The sequence below is a fragment of the Desulfovibrio sp. genome, assembly GCF_047607245.1.
Lineage (GTDB): Bacteria > Desulfobacterota > Desulfovibrionia > Desulfovibrionales > Desulfovibrionaceae > Desulfovibrio.
This window is the reverse complement of record NZ_JASGDK010000009.1, coordinates 1-16,707: the sequence shown is the minus strand read 5'-3', so window position 1 is coordinate 16,707 and position 16,707 is coordinate 1. Positions and strand designations below refer to the sequence as shown.

The following is a 16,707-nucleotide window of genomic DNA, read 5'->3' as shown; positions in this document are numbered from 1 at the left end:
CTATGCTGACAGGCACCGGGCGCAGCATACTTTTTGGAGGACTGTATGGCTGAAAATGATGGACGCGATTTACAGCGGGGCCGCTTTTTTGATGTACACGCCTGCCAGTGGGAAGAACGAAATTACACGCCTGAAAAACTCGCTCAAGTGGATCATATGGTTGCCGGGCTGGCTCTCAGTAACGGCATGAACATCTTGGATGTTGGCTGTGGCGAGGGGGTACTACAACCATTTTTGCGCAAGCATGCGGGCAAAGACGCGCAGCTTTTTGCTCTGGACGCTTCCAAGGTCATGCTTGAAAGCGTCTCTGCTCGTTTTCCCGATGTTCAGACATTTCATGCCAAAGCCGAGTCAATGCCTCTGCCAGACGCAAGCATTGACGTTTTGATCTGCTTTTCTGCCTTTCCCCATTTCAGCGACAAGCCTGCGGCAGTCAAAGAGTTTTATCGCGTGCTGAAACACGGTGGAAGGGCCTATGTCCTGCACATTGACGGCAGGGAAAAGCTCAATGCATTGCACGACAAGCACCATGCGGTAGAGGGTGACCACTTACCCTGCCCAACGGGTATGCGAATTCTTTTTCTTGAGGCTGGTTTTGCACTTACCAATGCCGATGAAACCGCCAACCATTATTACTTCTTTGCCATAAAATAGGAGGCTGCATGCGCCGCTTGATTTTTGCCCTGCCCAGCATCCTTTTATTAAGTATTTTTACCTTCACGGCGGCCTTTGCTGCTGAACCGCTGAGGGTCGTCGCAGGCACTTCGCTGATAACTGATATTGTCAATGATCTCACAGCTGGCGACAGTGAGGTGCTTACCATCATTCAAGGCTCCAGTTGCCCCGGCCACGAAAATGCCAAAACCCAAGATTTTGTCTTTGCCGCCAAGGCTGACCTTGTGCTGATACATCCCTTCCAGCGTCACATGTTGCAGGTAACCGCCATGCTGGATGCTGTGGACAATGCCTCGCTAAAGCTCATCGTCATAAGCCCGAAGGGAAGCTGGATTATCCCTGAAATACAAAAGCAGGCAACGCTGGAGATAGCGGATGCCTTGTGTGCTGCTGCTCCGCAGAAGACAGAAGCCATTCAGCAAAGAAAGCGGCTGCGCATTGAAAAAATTGCTCAGACAGAACAAGAATGCCGGGAACACCTCAAGGCGGTGGCGGGCAAATCCGTTATTGCGGCCGCCATGCAAGCGGAATTTGTGCAATGGGCGGGCTTCAACGTGTTACGCTCGTTCAGGCGTGTTGAGGAAATAAACGCCCGCGAGTTGGCCTCCATCATGTCGGACGTGAAAGGAAAGGGCGTTTGCGGCGTCATAGACAATTATCAAAGCGGAATGGACGCCGGACTTCCGCTGGCGCTGGAATTAAATGTTCCGCATGTGGTGCTTTCCAACTTCCCCGGCTCCAGTGACGACGTGCCAGACTATTTCAGCCTGCTACAGGCTAATGTGACGCAGTTGTCCAAGCTTTAAGGGAATAAATGTGCCGGAAAATCTCGCGGTTTTGCAGAATGTGTACGTCAGCTATGAGCGTCGCCCTGTATTACACAATATCAGCTTGAGCGTAGATACGGGCGAATTCTGGACGGTGATCGGCCCCAATGGCGCGGGAAAGTCCACCTTGATCGGGCTGTTTAACGGCTTGACGCAGTACGATTCTGGTGAGGTTACTTATGCGGGCAAAGCCGTCACCCCCCAAAACGCCAGGCATGCACGCCTGAAAATAGCTCATGTTTTTCAGGCCACCGACCTTGATCCCAAAATGCCGCTTTCTGTTTTTGCTTCTGTGTTAAGCGGAACCTACGGCCGCCTGGGGCTTTTTCGCCGCCCGGGGCAAAGGGAAAAGCATCTTGCCATGCACGCGCTGGACGTTGTGGGATTGGCGGATCTGGCGTCACGGCCCATAGGCCAGCTGTCAGGCGGCGAACGCCAGCGTGTGGCCCTTGCCCGTGCCCTCGCACAGGAACCGGAAATGCTGCTGCTGGACGAACCCACAGCGGCTCTTGACTGGCGCGCCCAGAGGGACATCTGCACGACGGTGGCTGCCCTGCGGCAAGAGTTTGCCCTAACCGTCATTATGGTCACCCACGACCTCAATGCCGTGTTCAGCCTCGCACAGAAAGTAGCCATGCTGCGCGAAGGCCGCCTGCTTTGGCAGGGAAAGGTGCAAGATGCCATGCGGCCAGAGCTTTTAAGCACACTGTATGATGTGCCCATTCAGATCGCGGACTGTAACGGCAGAAAAGCCGCGCTGTTTTAGAGCTTTTTATTTCTGAAACAGTCCGCTCAAGGACGTCGCTATGGAAGACTTTTTTCACTACGCCTTTCTGCAAAGGGCGCTTCTCATGGCCCTTATCGGCGGCTGCGTCTGTGGCTCCTTGGGAGTCTTTGTGGTGCTCTGGCGCATGAGCCTTGTGGGCATGTGCGTTTCACATGCCGCATTTGCCGGGGCGCTTCTGGGGCTATGGATGGGCGTGCCGCCACTGGCAGGCGGTCTTGTGGCCAGCCTGGGGGCGGCTTCGGCTGTGGGCCCGTTGGCAGAACGGCCGGGATTCAGCCTGGATACCGCAATGGGGGTTGTCTTTGCTGTGGTGATGAGTCTGGCCATGCTGGCGCTGGGGCTCATGCCGGGGGCCAGGACCGAAGGGCTCAGCCTCATATGGGGCAGCCTGCTTTCCGTCACTGTTTTTGACTTGCAGCTTATGGCAGGAACAGGGCTATTGATTTTTCTGTTTATATTCCTGTTTTTTAAGGAAATTGAAGCTATTATAGGGCAAAGGCACGCTGCCGCGGCATCCGGCATTCCTGTACGCGGCATATACTATGCCTGCCTTGTTCTGCTGGGGCTGGGGGTGGCGTTCGCCCTCAAGGCCATTGGCGGACTGCTGATTTACGCGCTTATTGTCACGCCAGCGGCCACTGCCCTGCAACTGACCTACAGCTTAAGCTGCATGTTCTGGCTTTCTGCCTTGTTTGGCGCCATCGCATCTGTGCTGGGGCTCGGCCTTTCATTTTATCTGGCCGTGCCACCGGGCGCAGCCATCGTGCTGCTTTCCGCCGCCATACTTGTTATTGCCATGTGTCTTTCGCCCAAAAAACAAGGAGCCCGTCTTTTTCGTTAGAAAATCTTTGCACTGGCTTGTCGCTTTACCCGGCGGGCAAGCCCGCCATCGCTCAGGGGCTGACCATGCCGGGATTTGTCTGACGGCGCCAGACTCCTTTCATGCGCAAGAACTATTTTAGAGCAATTTCAAAGTGAAGTAGCTCTGGCGACTGCGGGAGCAGACACCCGCACCGCTATTTGAGCGTTCAAGCACCGAGCGAACGTGCCTTAAACATCTGCTCTAATGCTGAGCCGCTTCAGTATCAGAACGGTACGGGGTTACAATATGGCTGAACTGTCAATATTGCCTGAACAGGCGTTCGTAGTTAACCCAATAAGAATACGTGGCTTTTGGGGGGTAATCTGTTCGCTGTGCCTGCACGCTGTACTGGTGGGGGCGGGTTTGGTCTTTTGGGGCGGTACAAAAAGTCCGCAAGTGGGTGCACACCACATTGCCCTTGTGGACGCGTTTCATCTGGGAAGGGCGGCCACTCAGGAAAGTGTTTCTGCAGTTGGAGCGGCATCTGGCGTTGAACTCGCGACTGAGGTGAGGCGCGAGCCGGAAGTGGGCGGCAGGGGCCTTCCCGCAGCATCTGAAGTTGTGCGGTCTTCCATAGAAGAAAAGTCCGTGCCCGTCAGTGCAAAGAAAAGGAAAAAAGACCCGATGCCGTCTGCGCCCAAAGCGGTGCGGCCCAGTAATGAGGACAGAAACCCCTCTTCCTTTGCTGGCGGTGAGACAGGACGTGCTGGTGAAAATGTCAGCACAGCTCCACCGAGTTTGTACCCTCAAGGAGATGTTGCAGGGGACGTTTCCAGCCCACAGACGATATCTGCGGGAGGGGTTACGGCATATCAGTCTGGGGTGGTCGACAGCCCTCCATCTGTCACCAGGCGCGTTGCGCCGCAATATCCCCTCAACGCCAAACGCAAGCGCATTCAGGGGGCTGTGGTTGTGCAGATAGTGGTAGACACATCTGGTCTGCCCCATCAGTGTAAGGTGGTTTCCGCAAAGCCCGAAGGATACTTTGAAGATGCATCGCTGGAAGCAGCCAGGCGGTTGCGCTTCAAGCCGGGAAAAATTAAGGGAGTTGTGGTCAACACGGTGGTCTTGCTGCCCTTTGATTTCCAGCTACGCTAGCAAGTCTGAATTGTTAGAAGCATCGTTCATGCTCAGTTCCAAAGCGCAAGGGAATATTTGACCACACTGTGTTTTTTGTTCCTATGGGCGGAGGCGGCCTTAGGCCTGCTTCATCTCCCTGATCAGTTCCGTAAGCTTCTGGGCCTGTGCTGCAAGGTCGTTAACGGCCTTGGCGGCTTCGGCCATTGCAGCGGCGGTATGCCGCGACACGTCGTTTACCTCAACGATGCTCCGGTTAATCTCTTCACTGGCGGCAGACTGCTCTTCACTGGCGGTGGCAATGGCGTTGACCTGGTCCGCCGTGGCCTCCACGGTGGTTACAATCTCCCGCAGGGCTTCGCCGGATTCTCCCGCCAGTTGCGTGGCTTCGCCAATGGTGCGAACGGCGTTTTCCACGCCTGCCATGCTCTGCTGCGTGCTCTGCTGGATGGCATTGATGGCCTGGGCCACGTCTTTGGTTGAGCTCATAGTTTTTTCGGCCAGCTTGCGCACCTCATCTGCCACAACAGCGAAGCCGCGTCCGGCGTCGCCTGCCCGTGCGGCTTCAATGGCCGCATTGAGCGCCAGCAGGTTGGTCTGATCCGCGATGTCCGAAATGACGTTCATGATATTGCCGATAGCCTGAGCGTGTTCGCCAAGGCGGTTCATGTCATCCTTCAGCGCCAGAGAGTGCGTCTGCACCTGGGCGATGCTGCGTACGGCATCCTGAACGACATTGGCTCCTGCCAGCGCCTTGTCGCGCGTTTCTGTGGAAGCGCCCGACGCCATGCCGGCGTTTCTGGCTACTTCCTGCACGGTGGCGTTCATCTGGTTCATAGCCGTGGCCGCTTCAGCAAGGCGCAGGGATGAGTCGGAAGCGCCACGGTCAGACTGTTCAATCTGGGAAGAAAGCTCGGTTGAAGCGGAAGAAATAATTTCAGCAATACCTTCAAGCTGCCCGGCTGCGGCAAGCATGCCGTCTTTACGGGCGGTTTCAGCCCGGTTTTGGGCTTCTTCAGCCCTGCCTTGCGCAACCTTGGCCTGTTCAAGAGCATCTGCCGCTTCACGTGTTTTTTGCGCGGCTTCGTCTACGCGGGTTTGCAGGTTGGCGATCATGATACCCAAAGAATTATGCAGGGCGCGAATTTCCAGCGGGCTTGAACGCTGTATGCCTGTCAAATGGTCCAGACGGCCAGCGGCCACTTCTCCCGCTTCAGCGGTAAGCTGAAGCAAGGGCGGGCAGATGAGCCGGGTGACTCCCCAGGAGATGGCAAGAATAACGGCAAGTATGCCTGCGGCAAGGCCAAGCTGGATGCGCCCGTAATGGTCAAGGCTGTCGGTTATCAACCCGTTGATGCGAGCGCGTTCCTTGTCAATGCCGTCAATGTACACTCCTGTGCCAATCACGACATCCGTGCCGGGAATAAGCTGGGCATAACTCAGCTTGGGCTGTATGCCCGCGCCCGGTTTGTCAAAGCGGTAGAGAACGAAACCTCCGCCCTTTTTTGCGGTCTCGATAAGCTCACGGACAAAGTATGCGCCGTCCGAATCCTTCAGATCCATGCAGTTTTGCCCATTCTGAGATTTGTTAACGGGTACGTTGATGCGGGTGCCGTCAATTTTGTAGGTAAAAAGATAGCCTTCGCCACCAGGGAAAAAGCGTTGAAAGTCCGTCAGCTTTTCTATCAGGGCGTATTTTTCTTCAGGATTGCTTATGCCGGAGAGGCTGTGCCCGAGCGTCTGGGCAGCCAGCTCAACCGTGTGCTTGAGCCCGTATTCATATTTCGATTTTAACGTATCGGATACCTGTGGCAGGGTTACATCATCGAGCACCAATTTTGATATATAGGCATTGGTAAAAAACAGCGCGCCCATGCCCAGCGTGAAGATACAGCAAAGCGTGATGAGCCACATTTTTACATTCATTTACTACCTCGTTGGGATGCTGTGCTGCATTGTCGGGAAAAATATCATGTCGTTACGCACGTTAAAAAAATGAGTGGTGTGTCTGCATTCGATAGCTGCGTCTGTTTTTTAACAATGATGCCATAAAATTATGCGGGAAGATGAAAGGGCGATTTATTTAACAGCTTGATATTACACTTGTTTACGTATGCATATTTACGATAATTGTTACAGACTGGCTTGTATCAAGTCAATTTATATTTGAAAAAAATGTGCAATGCACAGAAGAAGTTTTGCCGGTATGACAGAGACGCTGTTTATATCATACCATAATAATAAGTTAAAATAGTTGCTGCACTTCCGCCAGCAGTTACTGTTGAACAGAAAAGTGAATCAACACTCCTAAGAATGGCAAAACATACAATAACAAAGGCGTTATTGTATGTTTTCAGATGGCGCAGGGCAGATTTATGATGGGCAGGCTTACGCAGGGCCGGACTGGCAGAAAAGGCTTTGGACGGAGAGGGCAGAGCCGTTGTCCACAAAAAGCCTTTCATAGCGTTCAGTTATAGGTGGTTCACAATAAACTGGATTGTTGTTTGCTTTCGGCAAGAAGAATACTGTTGTGGGCGGCATACTATTTTTTGCCATAACAGCAAGCGGCCCTTTTTTCCGGTCGCGTACGCAGGGTACGCTTCCGGCATGAAAAGGGCCGCTTTTTGCTTCTAGCAAAATCTGCAAGTGGAAAGGCGCTTGTGGCGCCATTGGCTGGGTTGTTTCTAAATAATTCTTTTGTCCACCTGTCTGCGTCAAAAGGCCGTTTTTACGCCAGTCGTGTACCGTGAGAGTACACTTCTTCCGTAAAAAAGGCCTTTTTCCTTGTTCTTGGCGCAAAATTATTTAGAAACAGCACCTAGTCCAGGTTCAGAATAACCGAGAAGGATTTGAAGAGTACGGTGGCCTTTTGTCCGGCCTTGAGCGTAGATGACGAGTCCAATCCACAGCTCTGGATAGCGCATACAAGGCTGCCTTCGGGCAGAGCCACGACCACCTCGGCCACCATCTGGTCTTCGCGAACGCGCTCAACCACGCCCAGAAAGCAGTTTTCTGCCGGGGGCGAAGAGTTTTTTGGCAGTTCGCCCGGCGTAACAAGTACCCAGGGGGCCTTGACGCTGGCGTTCACCAGTTTGCCCTCAGCCAGGGCCAAAGTGCGACAGCTTTCATCCGTAATGAGGGAAACTATGCGCAGGCCCCCGGCTGTGCGCAGCACAACTTCCACCAGAATGCCGGTTTGCCGCAATGTGGTGATGCGCCCCTGAAAGACATTTCGCGCGCTGGTTTTCATTGGGCGCTCCCTTTGCAGTTGTTCTCGCAGAAGGCGCCGCGCCTCCTGCGGATCGCAGCGCACAATGCCGCTTTGTCCCGGCGCGGCGCGGCGCCCTAAAAAAATATCCACAACAGGCAGCGGCAGCCCCTGACGGCCAAGTTCAAGGGCGCGGCTGTGGCGCAGCGACCGCGCGCTCAAAAGCCCTTTGGGCAACCCGCAAGCCGCGCCGCACTGTTGCAGGCAGCGGCGCACATAGCTTGCATCGCAGCGCATAAGTTCCTGACTTTCAGGAAAAAGAGCCGGGTCTTCCAGCACGCGGCGCAAACGGCGGCTTACTGTCAGGGGCAGGGGAACTTCGCGCCCTTTGCTGCCATCGTTGGCAGGCACGTGTATAATGCCTTCCTGAAGATCCATGTGGGAGGGCTTGAGGCTGAAAATTTCCACAAGGCGCAGGGCGGCATAACGCAGCAGCATAAAAATGAGCCACATGCGCAGGCGCGGGCGTTTTTCACGCGGGCCCCGGGCCACGCTGGCTTTTTCCCATAACCAGGATTCCACTGCCAGCAACTCGCGCGGGCTTATGCGGCCCGTGTCCTGCAACAGGGCGGCGGAATCACGGCGCATAAGGCGCTGGCGAAGCCATGCCCGGTCTGCGGAAGAGAGGGTGCGCAGCAGCGCGGCCATTTCCTCACGGTTCTTGTTTTTTTCCATGCCGCATCCTGTCATTTTTTGTGTCTTATATCTACAAAGCGGGTATATTGTACAGTGTTCACGCTTTTGAATATAACCGGGACCTCCTTGCCCCCCCGTGCTGCTTCTGTATGACTAAATCAAAATTACCGCGCTGCGGCGCCAGGGAGAAGCCCATGAAAAAACCGTTCTTTTCACGCATTTTTCTTGCTTTGGCTTGTGTAGGATTGATGAGCCTGCCTGCCCAGGCAGCTGAGATGACTGTTTCAGGCGCTGCAAGCCTTACCAATGCTTTCACCGAGCTGAAAGGTATGTTTGAAAAGCAGCACCCTGACCTCAAAGTCAATGTGAACTTTGCCGCTTCCAACCCTCTGCTCAAGCAAATTCAGGAAGGCGCGCCTGTTGACGTGTTCGCTTCCGCCGACCAGGCGACGATGGACAAGGCCGTGGCCGCCAAGGTTGTGGACCCTGCCACGCGTATGAACTTTGCTGAAAATGACCTGGTGCTCATCGTACCGGCAGGCACCAAAAAACCTGCCAGCCTTGATGATCTCAAGAAGTTCAAAAAGGTCGCCATCGGCAATCCCGACTCTGTGCCCGTAGGCCGTTACACCAAGGACGCCCTTACCCACGCCAAACTGTGGGAAGCCGTGCAGCCTGCTCTTATTCAGGGCAACAGCGTGCGTCAGGTGCTGGATTACGTCGCCCGGGGCGAAGTGGACGCTGGCTTTGTTTATGCCACCGACGCCAAGCAGATGGCCGACAAGGTGGATGTAGTTATGGTTGTGGGCGGCCACGATCCCGTGACGTACCCCATTGCCGTGGCCCTTACGGGCACCAACCCCAAGATGGGGCAGGCGTTTCTGAATTTTGTGCTTTCACCGGAAGGCCAGGCTGTATTGGCCAAGTACGGCTTCTCCAAGCCGTAAGGCATTGAGCCGGATGCCCTGCCTTTGATTCTGAACGGATTTTGGCGGGGCATTTCATCAAAAGGCAGCTTTACAGCCAGAATCTCATGAGCAGTTGGCCCAGCCGCGCCGGGCGTTAAGCGTCTGGCGCGGCTTTGATTTCTGCAAAATTTGAGGGCTGTTGCACAAATTGATGGCGGATCCGGGCGGTTGCTGCGGCCTGGAATTTGCAAGATTTCCTATGACGGGCATTGTGCAGGCAGCGTTGCAAATCATGTTGGCAACGTCTTGCAGACAGGGGCTGCTTTTCCAGCCTGCCGCGCCTGAACGGTTTTGACGCTGTGCGGCGCAGGCGGCGTTGGGCCTGCTGGCAGATCAGCCGGAGCACGTAAAGAGGCCCGGCCTGAAAGGGTTGGTGGGCAGTAGTAGTGGAGGGGTGTTTTTCCAATGGATTTTGACGGCATTTCTATCTGGAGCCCGCTGGAGCTTTCACTCCGCGTGGCGGGAACAGCCACACTGGTGTCCTTTGTGGCGGCCACGCTTATGGCGTGGGGGCTGGCCCGAAAAAAAGGCCCCATGCCCGCCTTGCTGGACGCCCTGTGTACCCTGCCTCTGGTTTTGCCGCCCACCGTGCTTGGTTATTACCTTATCCTGCTGGTAGGCAGGCGTGGTCTTTTTGGCCACTGGCTGGCTGAACTGGGCATCAACCTTATATTTTCGTGGAAGGGTGCGGTGGTGGCGGCCACTGTGGTAGTGTTTCCGCTTATCTACAAATCCGCCAGAGCCGCGCTGGAACAGGTGGATTCGCACCTGGAAGACGCCGCCAGAACCCTTGGCGCTTCAGAGTGGCGCGTGTTCATCAGCGTATCTCTGCCACTGGCCTGGAAGGGGATTTTTGCCGGGCTTATGCTGGCTTTTGCGCGGGGGATGGGCGAATTTGGCGCTACCCTCATGATTGCGGGCAATATTCCCGGCAAAACCCAGACGCTGGCTTTGGCAATTTATGACGCTTTTCAGGCAGGCAACGATGCGCAGGCCACATGGCTTGTTCTTGTCACTTCACTGGCCTGTGTGGGGCTGCTCATGGCGGCGGAACTGCTGTTGAAATTGAAAAGGCGGCGGCGATGATTTCCCTGCGCTTATACAAAAGCTTCAAAAATGCGGCAGTGCCCTTCAGTCTGGATGTGAACTATGAAATCGGCGGAGAGCACAAAAATGTCGTGCTTTTCGGCCCTTCCGGTTCAGGTAAAAGCCTGACCATGCAGTGTCTTGCCGGGCTTGTGCGGCCAGATTCCGGCCATATCCGCCTTGACGGGCGCACGCTCTATGACGGCGGCAGCAATGTTTTTGTGCCCGCCCAGCGCCGCAAAATAGGCTATATGTTTCAGGATTACGCTCTTTTTCCGCACCTGACACTGTTGCAGAATGTGGCTTACAGCGGCACTGGCCTGTGGCCCTGGCGCGTGTGCGCGACCCAGCAGCAGCGTGCGCAGAGTGTGCTTGAGCGGTTCGGCATCGGACATTTGGCCCGCAGTCTGCCCTCACAGCTTTCCGGCGGGCAGCGGCAGCGCGCTGCTTTGGCCCGGGCGATCAACGCTGACCCGGAGCTTTTATTGCTGGACGAGCCTTTTTCGGCTCTTGATCCGCTGCTGCGCGAGCGTTTGCGCGAAGAACTGCTGGAGCTTATGGCTGACCTTACCATCCCGGCGGTCATCATTACGCATGACCCTGGCGATGTGGACGCCTTTGCTGGCAGCCTCATCCTGTACGACCACGGGCACGCCCGCATGGTGCCGAACTACGCCGATCTTCGGCGAGATTTCGACAGCCCTGGCTGCTGCCTGCGCCATTTGCAGGAACAGGGGCACGGAGCAGAGACTTGCCAGGGGCGTGTTCATTAGGGAAACGCTGATTTGTTCCGTTTGGCTGCGTTGCTTTACATTTTTTGAAACAGTCGAGGACGTAAGAGTCCACTCCCGCTTCAAAAAAAGATCGCGCTTGCCAAGCGAAATAACTGCGAGTTTTTCAGAAGGCTCTTTAATCAGTACTTCCTTAGGATCAGCCCTGACAGAAAGATGCGCCTTCACGGGCGCAGCAGCGCACAGCCAACGCGACTCCGGCTGTGCGCTGTTTTTTTGGTTTTTACAAAAAACAATGCGTTGTGATGCAGAATTTTGGAACTTTGGGCTTGTTTCGGTTTGTCAGCTTGTGGTTTTTTGCAGTATTTATATTGAAACAATTTTGTATCATCACGAAATTGGATTGCAGCCTTTTTGCGGTCATTCTGCCGGACAAGTTTGAAAAATGGGCCTGATTTGCAAGTTTTTCAAATCCCTTCATGCAACGGCCTGACAGTACATTTTTGTATCAAATCAGTACTATAATGTTGTTTGACAGTTTTTCCATTAAAGATATTCTGCGTGATGAAAAAAATCTTATTTTCCGGGTGGATGGGACTTGCCTTCACGGGCTGTTCCTGTTTTTCTTTCAGGTACGCCATGTGGTTATTGCCGTGAATGGCGCCCAAATCGGAAAACATACGTGAGCTATGAAAGAAATCGACGCTGAAACAATATCGCAGGCTGTGGCTCGCCTAGCAGTGCAGGCATGTTGCCAATTACCAGACGATGTTCTGGAGGCACTGGCCCGTGCTGGCAAGGAAGAGGCTTCGCCTACGGGGCGGGCCATTCTGGAACAGTTGATAGACAATGCCGCTCTGGCCCGGGCAGAGAATATGCCCATATGTCAGGACACGGGGCTGGCGGTGATTTTTGCGCATGTGGGGCAGGACGTGCGCATTGTGGGCGGAGATTTTGAATCAGCCATTCATGAAGGTGTGCGGCGCGGTTATACGCAAGGGTACTTGCGCAAATCGTGCGTAGCAGAGCCCCTTTTCGAGCGTAAAAATACTGGCGACAACACTCCTGCCGTTATTCATACCAAAATTGTTCCGGGCGACACCTTGCGCCTGCGGCTGGCCCCCAAGGGAGCCGGGTCGGAAAACAAGAGTCTGCTCAAAATGCTTGTGCCTGCCGACGGGCTGGAAGGCGTGCGCCGCGTTGTGCTGGAGGCCGTGCGCATTGCCGGGCCCAGCGCCTGTCCGCCCCTGGTGGTTGGCGTGGGTATTGGCGGTACGATGGAAGTGGCCGCTCTTTGCGCCAAGCGCGCCGCCGCGCGCGATATTGAAAGCCACAATGCCGACCCCCGTTATGCGGCCCTGGAAGAAGATCTGCTAGATATGGTCAACAAAACAGGCATTGGCCCGCAGGGGTTCGGCGGGCTTGTGACCGCGCTCAAGGTGCATGTGGAGTGGGCTCCCACTCACATAGCCTCCCTGCCCGTGGCTGTGAACATCAATTGCCATGCGGCGCGCCACGCCGAAGTGGAACTGTAGGAGACCGTTATGGCTGATCAGGATATCAAGCGCATCACGGCTCCCTTTGACGACACCACCGCCCGGTCTTTGCGCGCAGGCGACAGGGTGCTCATCAGCGGCACATTGCTGGCCGCACGCGATGCGGCGCACAAGCGTATGGTAGAGAGTCTGGAAAAGGGCGAAGCGCTGCCCGTGGATCTCAGAGGTGCGGTCGTGTACTACGTGGGGCCAAGCCCTGCGCGCCCCGGTCAGATTATTGGAGCAGCCGGGCCCACAACGTCGGGCCGTATGGACGCCTATACCCCGCAACTCTTGCAGCAAGGCCTCAAAGGCATGATCGGCAAGGGTTACCGCAGTGCGGAGGTGGGGGAAGCCCTGCGGCGCTATGAAGCCCCGTATCTTGCAGCCATTGGCGGGGCCGGAGCGCTGGTGGCCCGCAGCATCAAAAAATATACGGTGCTGGCCTATGCGGATCTGGGCCCGGAGGCGCTGGCTGCTCTGGAAGTTGAGGACTTTCCTGCCATTGTGGTTATGGATGTGGAAGGCGGTAATTATTATGAAATGGGTCAGCAACCCTTTAATCGTCTGTAACAGTGAAGTTTGCTGGCCGCATTTTCTGTCGCGCTTTTGAAAAGCTCTCAAGACGCCAGATTTGCGCTTATAAATGTCTGCAAATGTTTGAGTGATGAATGATCTGATAAATTTTGTACTTAGGCATGTTTAGCTGTAGAAAGCTGCTTACAAAAGTTTGTAAGCGATAAGTACACGTGTATATGGCGTTGCTGGTTGATTGATCGAACCGGGTGAACTTCAAGGCAGCCAGCAGTGCGGTTTTTTGCTGATTTGAACTGCTGCTGTAATTGACAAGCAAGAGATTTTTGGCGGGTTACGGCAAGGAAATTCTGCCGCTGATTTTCGGTCTATAACGTAAATTGAGTCGCAACGTACTGAAAAGTAATGAAGTTGCTATGCAGGGAAAAGTAATGTTCAAAAAACATGCTGCAAATTTTTTGCAAGCATGGACATAGGAGTTTTCTCGTGGTATCAATTGTATATATTATGACAACACCGCCTTTGCTGATAGGCGATATATAATCGACTTTTTTAGAGGGATTTTTGCGGTCAATGACAGATGCACATGTTTTAAAAAAACATCTTTTAATCTGGTAACGAGTTTTTTTGCATCTCCAGGGGCCGCAGCTAAAGCCGTATGACGGGTTCAGATTGCTACATATGTGATGTTTTGTGTTCGTAGGCAGTTTTTTATATGGGCAGGACAGCTCATATACTGAGAATGTCGGCCACGGGTACTGCGCTATCCGGGCAGGAGGACGTTGTGGTCAGTTTTGACAGGCCCGTGTGGGCGGAAATAAGTCTTTCGGCGCTGCGTCACAACATGCGCCAGATACGGTCGCTTCTTAAGCCTGGTGTAGTCTTTTGCCCCATTATCAAGGCAGACGGCTACGGGCACGGGGCCATCCCCCTCGCGCATGAAGCCGCAGCGCTGGGCGCAGGCTATCTTGGCGTGGCCATTCTTGACGAGGCTGCAGCATTACGGGCGGGGGGCATTACCCTGCCCATTCTCATACTTGGCTATACGCCGCCCCAGGCTGCCCCCTTTGTGGTCAGCAACCACATTACCCAGACCATTTTCAGCAAGGAACAGGCAGAGGCACTGTCTGCCGCTGCGGTGAATCTTGGCATGTCCGTCAAGGTGCATGTCAAGGTCGACACGGGCATGACCAGAATTGGCGTGCGCCCGGAAGAGGCTGCGGCTTTCTGCTCGTATGTTGCCAGCCTGAAAAATATCGTGCTTGAGGGCATGTTCACCCACTTTGCCAGTTCGGACAGCGCCGACCGCTCATACTGCCTCAAGCAGTTTGAGCGTTTTCAGGCCGCCGTGGCGGCGGTTGAGGCATCGGGCATACGCCTTGCCATCAGGCATTGCGCCAACAGCGCCGCCATACTCTCTATGCCGGAAGCCCAGATGGACATGGTGCGGGCAGGCATAATCCTTTATGGATTGAAGCCCTCTGACGAATGCCCCATTCCCATTGAACTGCGCCCTGCCATGCAGCTCAAGGCGCGTCTGGCCATGGTCAAACAGGTTCCGCCCGGCGTGGGCGTGAGTTATGGCAGCATTTTTCATACGCAAAAAGAAAGCACTCTTGCTACCATACCCATTGGCTATGCAGACGGGTACACACGTATGCTCAGCAAAAAGGCCGAAGTGCTTGTGCGTGGAGAGCGCGCGCCAGTGGTGGGGCGCATTTGCATGGACCAGTGCATGGCCGATGTGACCCACATACCCCAGGCCGCTGTAGGTGATGAGGTGCTGCTTTTCGGCGGCGCGGAACTGCCAGCCGATGAAATTGCCGCCCATCTGGGCACCATTAACTATGAAATCGTGTGTATGGTGGGCAAGCGTGTGCCCAGAGTGTATGTAGAATGAGCCATTTGCCATTCGCATATCGTCTATTTGCAATGTCTTGTTATTGAAAAGAATGCAGTAGTGTCCCGTGGTCAGGAGATTCAGGTCATATGCGGATGACCGGATCCCGCCCGAGATAAATACAACACACTCAAGAGGAAAAGGAGGCTCCCCCCACTCACAAAACCTCGTTGTCTAAGGACTAGCATTCAAATTCGTTCAAGGTTTTGCAAGGAGACCATATGTCGAGCGAAAATAAAGGTGTAACTGGCGAAAATCTGACCCGAGGGTTGGAATCAAGGCACATTCAGCTTATCGCCATCGGCGGAGCTATCGGCGTTGGCCTGTTCCTGGGATCGAGCACGGCCATCAGAACCGCTGGCCCAGGGCTGCTGTTGTCCTATCTTATCGGCGCGGCTGTCATCTTTTTTGTCATGCGCGCCCTGGGTGAAGTGGCTGTTGCCTATCCTGTGTCCGGTTCGTTCAGCGCCTACGCAAACATGTTTATGGGCCCGCGTATGGGCTATATAACTGGCTGGACCTACTGGTTTATGTGGATCATCACCGGCATGGCCGAAATTACCGCTGTGGGTGTGTACTGCACCTTCTGGTGGCCAGATTTGCCACAGTGGATTCCGGCATTGCTGTCACTGGTGGCGATGACAACCGTCAACCTTATTTCCGTAAAGCTTTTTGGTGAATTTGAGTTCTGGTTCGCCCTCATCAAGGTTGTTGTCATCATTGCAATGATAGCCATCGGTCTTGGCATCATCCTGTTTGGCTTCGGCCACGGCGGCATACCCACTGGCATCAGCAATCTGTATGCTCTTGAGGGCGGCTTCCTGCCCAATGGCATGACTGGCGTATTTATGGCCCTTTCAATGGTCATGTTTGCCTTTCTTGGCATTGAGCTCATCGGAGTAACAGCCGGTGAAGCCTGCAACCCCGAACAGTCCATTCCTTCAGCCATCAACAAGGTGCTGTGGCGTATCCTTGTTTTCTACATCGGCGCACTGTTCGTTATCATGAGTATCTTCCCCTGGAATGAAATCGGCGTGCAAGGCAGTCCCTTTGTGCTGACCTTCAAAAATATCGGCATCGCCGCAGCAGCAGGCATCATCAACTTCGTGGTGGCCACCGCCGCGTTGTCTTCTTGCAACAGCGGCATCTACAGCAACGGACGCATGCTTTACAACCTGGCTCTGCAAAAACGTGCTCCCCAGTACTTTGGGCAGACCAGCAAGGCCAACGTGCCCGCGCGCGGCATTCTGGTGTCATCGTGCATCATGCTTATCGGCGTGTTCCTGAACTACATTGTGCCTGAACAAGTCTTTATCATCGTAACCAGTATCGCCACGTTCGCAGCCTTGTGGATATGGGCAACCATTATCATCGTGCAGATGAAATCCCGTTCTGGCAAGACGCCGGAAGAAATAGCCAGCACTGCGTACAAGATGCCCTGGTACCCCTATTCCAACTATTTTGCCCTGGCTGGTCTCGCTTTCGTGTGCGTTGTCCTTACCATCGGCGAATCCACACGCATAGCAATGATAGTTGGGCCGCTCTGGATCATAGGCATCAACATTGTTTACAACCTGCTTGGCTGGAACAAAAAAGACAGCCAGAGCGCATAACACTTCCAGTACAGTGTGGCGACAACCTCGCATAGGGCGCTGGCTGCCGCACAAACGATAAAGCAAGAGTACCTAAAGTCTCAAGGAGTCCTATAATGAAGTTTCAGGGAATGACCATCGGTGTGCCGACAGAAATCATGCACGGCGAACGCCGCGTGTCTTCAACTCCTGACACCGTCAAGAAGATGGTTGGCGAAGGCGCGACGGT

General features: G+C 54.4%; 16 protein-coding genes. 13 read left to right on the top strand and 3 right to left on the bottom strand.

Annotated features, from left to right (window positions below; all coding sequences use genetic code 11):
• The first annotated feature begins 45 nt into the window (after positions 1-45).
• The 5 genes from QM579_RS00905 (at position 46) to QM579_RS00885 (ending at position 4,249) form a co-directional block, all read left to right on the top strand.
• A complete protein-coding gene (locus QM579_RS00905) occupies positions 46-654 on the top strand; it encodes a class I SAM-dependent methyltransferase (RefSeq protein WP_414997352.1) in 609 nt (202 codons plus the stop codon).
• 8 nt (positions 655-662) lie between these two features.
• On the top strand, positions 663-1,481 hold the full coding sequence (locus QM579_RS00900) for a metal ABC transporter substrate-binding protein (protein ID WP_414997351.1): 819 nt from the start codon (positions 663-665) through the stop codon (positions 1,479-1,481).
• 10 nt (positions 1,482-1,491) lie between these two features.
• A complete protein-coding gene (locus QM579_RS00895) occupies positions 1,492-2,268 on the top strand; it encodes a metal ABC transporter ATP-binding protein (RefSeq protein WP_414997350.1) in 777 nt (258 codons plus the stop codon).
• A gap of 40 nt (positions 2,269-2,308) precedes the next feature.
• Complete coding sequence (locus QM579_RS00890) at positions 2,309-3,130, top strand: metal ABC transporter permease (protein WP_414997349.1); 822 nt, start codon at positions 2,309-2,311, stop codon at positions 3,128-3,130.
• A 267-nt stretch (positions 3,131-3,397) separates the two neighbouring features.
• Complete coding sequence (locus QM579_RS00885) at positions 3,398-4,249, top strand: TonB family protein (RefSeq protein ID WP_414997348.1); 852 nt, start codon at positions 3,398-3,400, stop codon at positions 4,247-4,249.
• Positions 4,250-4,348: 99 nt separating this feature from the next.
• On the opposite strand, the gene QM579_RS00880 is transcribed toward QM579_RS00885, so the two are convergent.
• The 3 genes from QM579_RS00880 to QM579_RS00870 form a co-directional block, all read right to left on the bottom strand.
• Positions 4,349-6,154, bottom strand: a complete 1,806-nt coding sequence (locus tag QM579_RS00880) for a methyl-accepting chemotaxis protein (RefSeq protein WP_414997347.1) — start codon at positions 6,152-6,154, stop codon at positions 4,349-4,351.
• A gap of 296 nt (positions 6,155-6,450) precedes the next feature.
• A complete protein-coding gene (locus QM579_RS00875; protein ID WP_414997346.1) occupies positions 6,451-6,690 on the bottom strand; it encodes a hypothetical protein in 240 nt (79 codons plus the stop codon).
• A gap of 356 nt (positions 6,691-7,046) precedes the next feature.
• A complete protein-coding gene (locus tag QM579_RS00870; RefSeq protein ID WP_414997345.1) occupies positions 7,047-8,171 on the bottom strand; it encodes a TOBE domain-containing protein in 1,125 nt (374 codons plus the stop codon).
• A gap of 155 nt (positions 8,172-8,326) precedes the next feature.
• Here QM579_RS00870 and modA point away from each other — a divergent pair, with 155 nt between their 5' ends.
• From modA to QM579_RS00830, 8 genes are all read left to right on the top strand, one after another.
• Positions 8,327-9,079, top strand: coding sequence for a molybdate ABC transporter substrate-binding protein (modA, locus tag QM579_RS00865; RefSeq protein ID WP_414997344.1), 753 nt, complete (start codon positions 8,327-8,329; stop codon positions 9,077-9,079).
• Between the two features lie 426 nt (positions 9,080-9,505).
• On the top strand, positions 9,506-10,186 hold the full coding sequence (modB, locus tag QM579_RS00860) for a molybdate ABC transporter permease subunit (RefSeq protein ID WP_183719200.1): 681 nt from the start codon (positions 9,506-9,508) through the stop codon (positions 10,184-10,186).
• Positions 10,183-10,959, top strand: coding sequence for an ATP-binding cassette domain-containing protein (locus QM579_RS00855; protein ID WP_414997343.1), 777 nt, complete (start codon positions 10,183-10,185; stop codon positions 10,957-10,959). The genes modB and QM579_RS00855 overlap by 4 nt, the downstream gene beginning before the upstream one ends.
• Positions 10,949-11,359, top strand: a complete 411-nt coding sequence (locus QM579_RS00850) for a hypothetical protein (RefSeq protein ID WP_414997342.1) — start codon at positions 10,949-10,951, stop codon at positions 11,357-11,359. The genes QM579_RS00855 and QM579_RS00850 overlap by 11 nt, the downstream gene beginning before the upstream one ends.
• A gap of 247 nt (positions 11,360-11,606) precedes the next feature.
• On the top strand, positions 11,607-12,452 hold the full coding sequence (locus QM579_RS00845; protein ID WP_414997341.1) for a fumarate hydratase: 846 nt from the start codon (positions 11,607-11,609) through the stop codon (positions 12,450-12,452).
• A gap of 9 nt (positions 12,453-12,461) precedes the next feature.
• Entirely contained in the window at positions 12,462-13,025 is a 564-nt protein-coding gene (locus tag QM579_RS00840) for a Fe-S-containing hydro-lyase (protein ID WP_414997340.1), read from the top strand.
• 745 nt (positions 13,026-13,770) lie between these two features.
• Positions 13,771-14,886, top strand: a complete 1,116-nt coding sequence (gene alr, locus QM579_RS00835; RefSeq protein ID WP_414997339.1) for an alanine racemase — start codon at positions 13,771-13,773, stop codon at positions 14,884-14,886.
• A gap of 221 nt (positions 14,887-15,107) precedes the next feature.
• Complete coding sequence (locus QM579_RS00830; protein ID WP_414997338.1) at positions 15,108-16,499, top strand: amino acid permease; 1,392 nt, start codon at positions 15,108-15,110, stop codon at positions 16,497-16,499.
• Positions 16,500-16,707 lie beyond the last annotated feature (208 nt).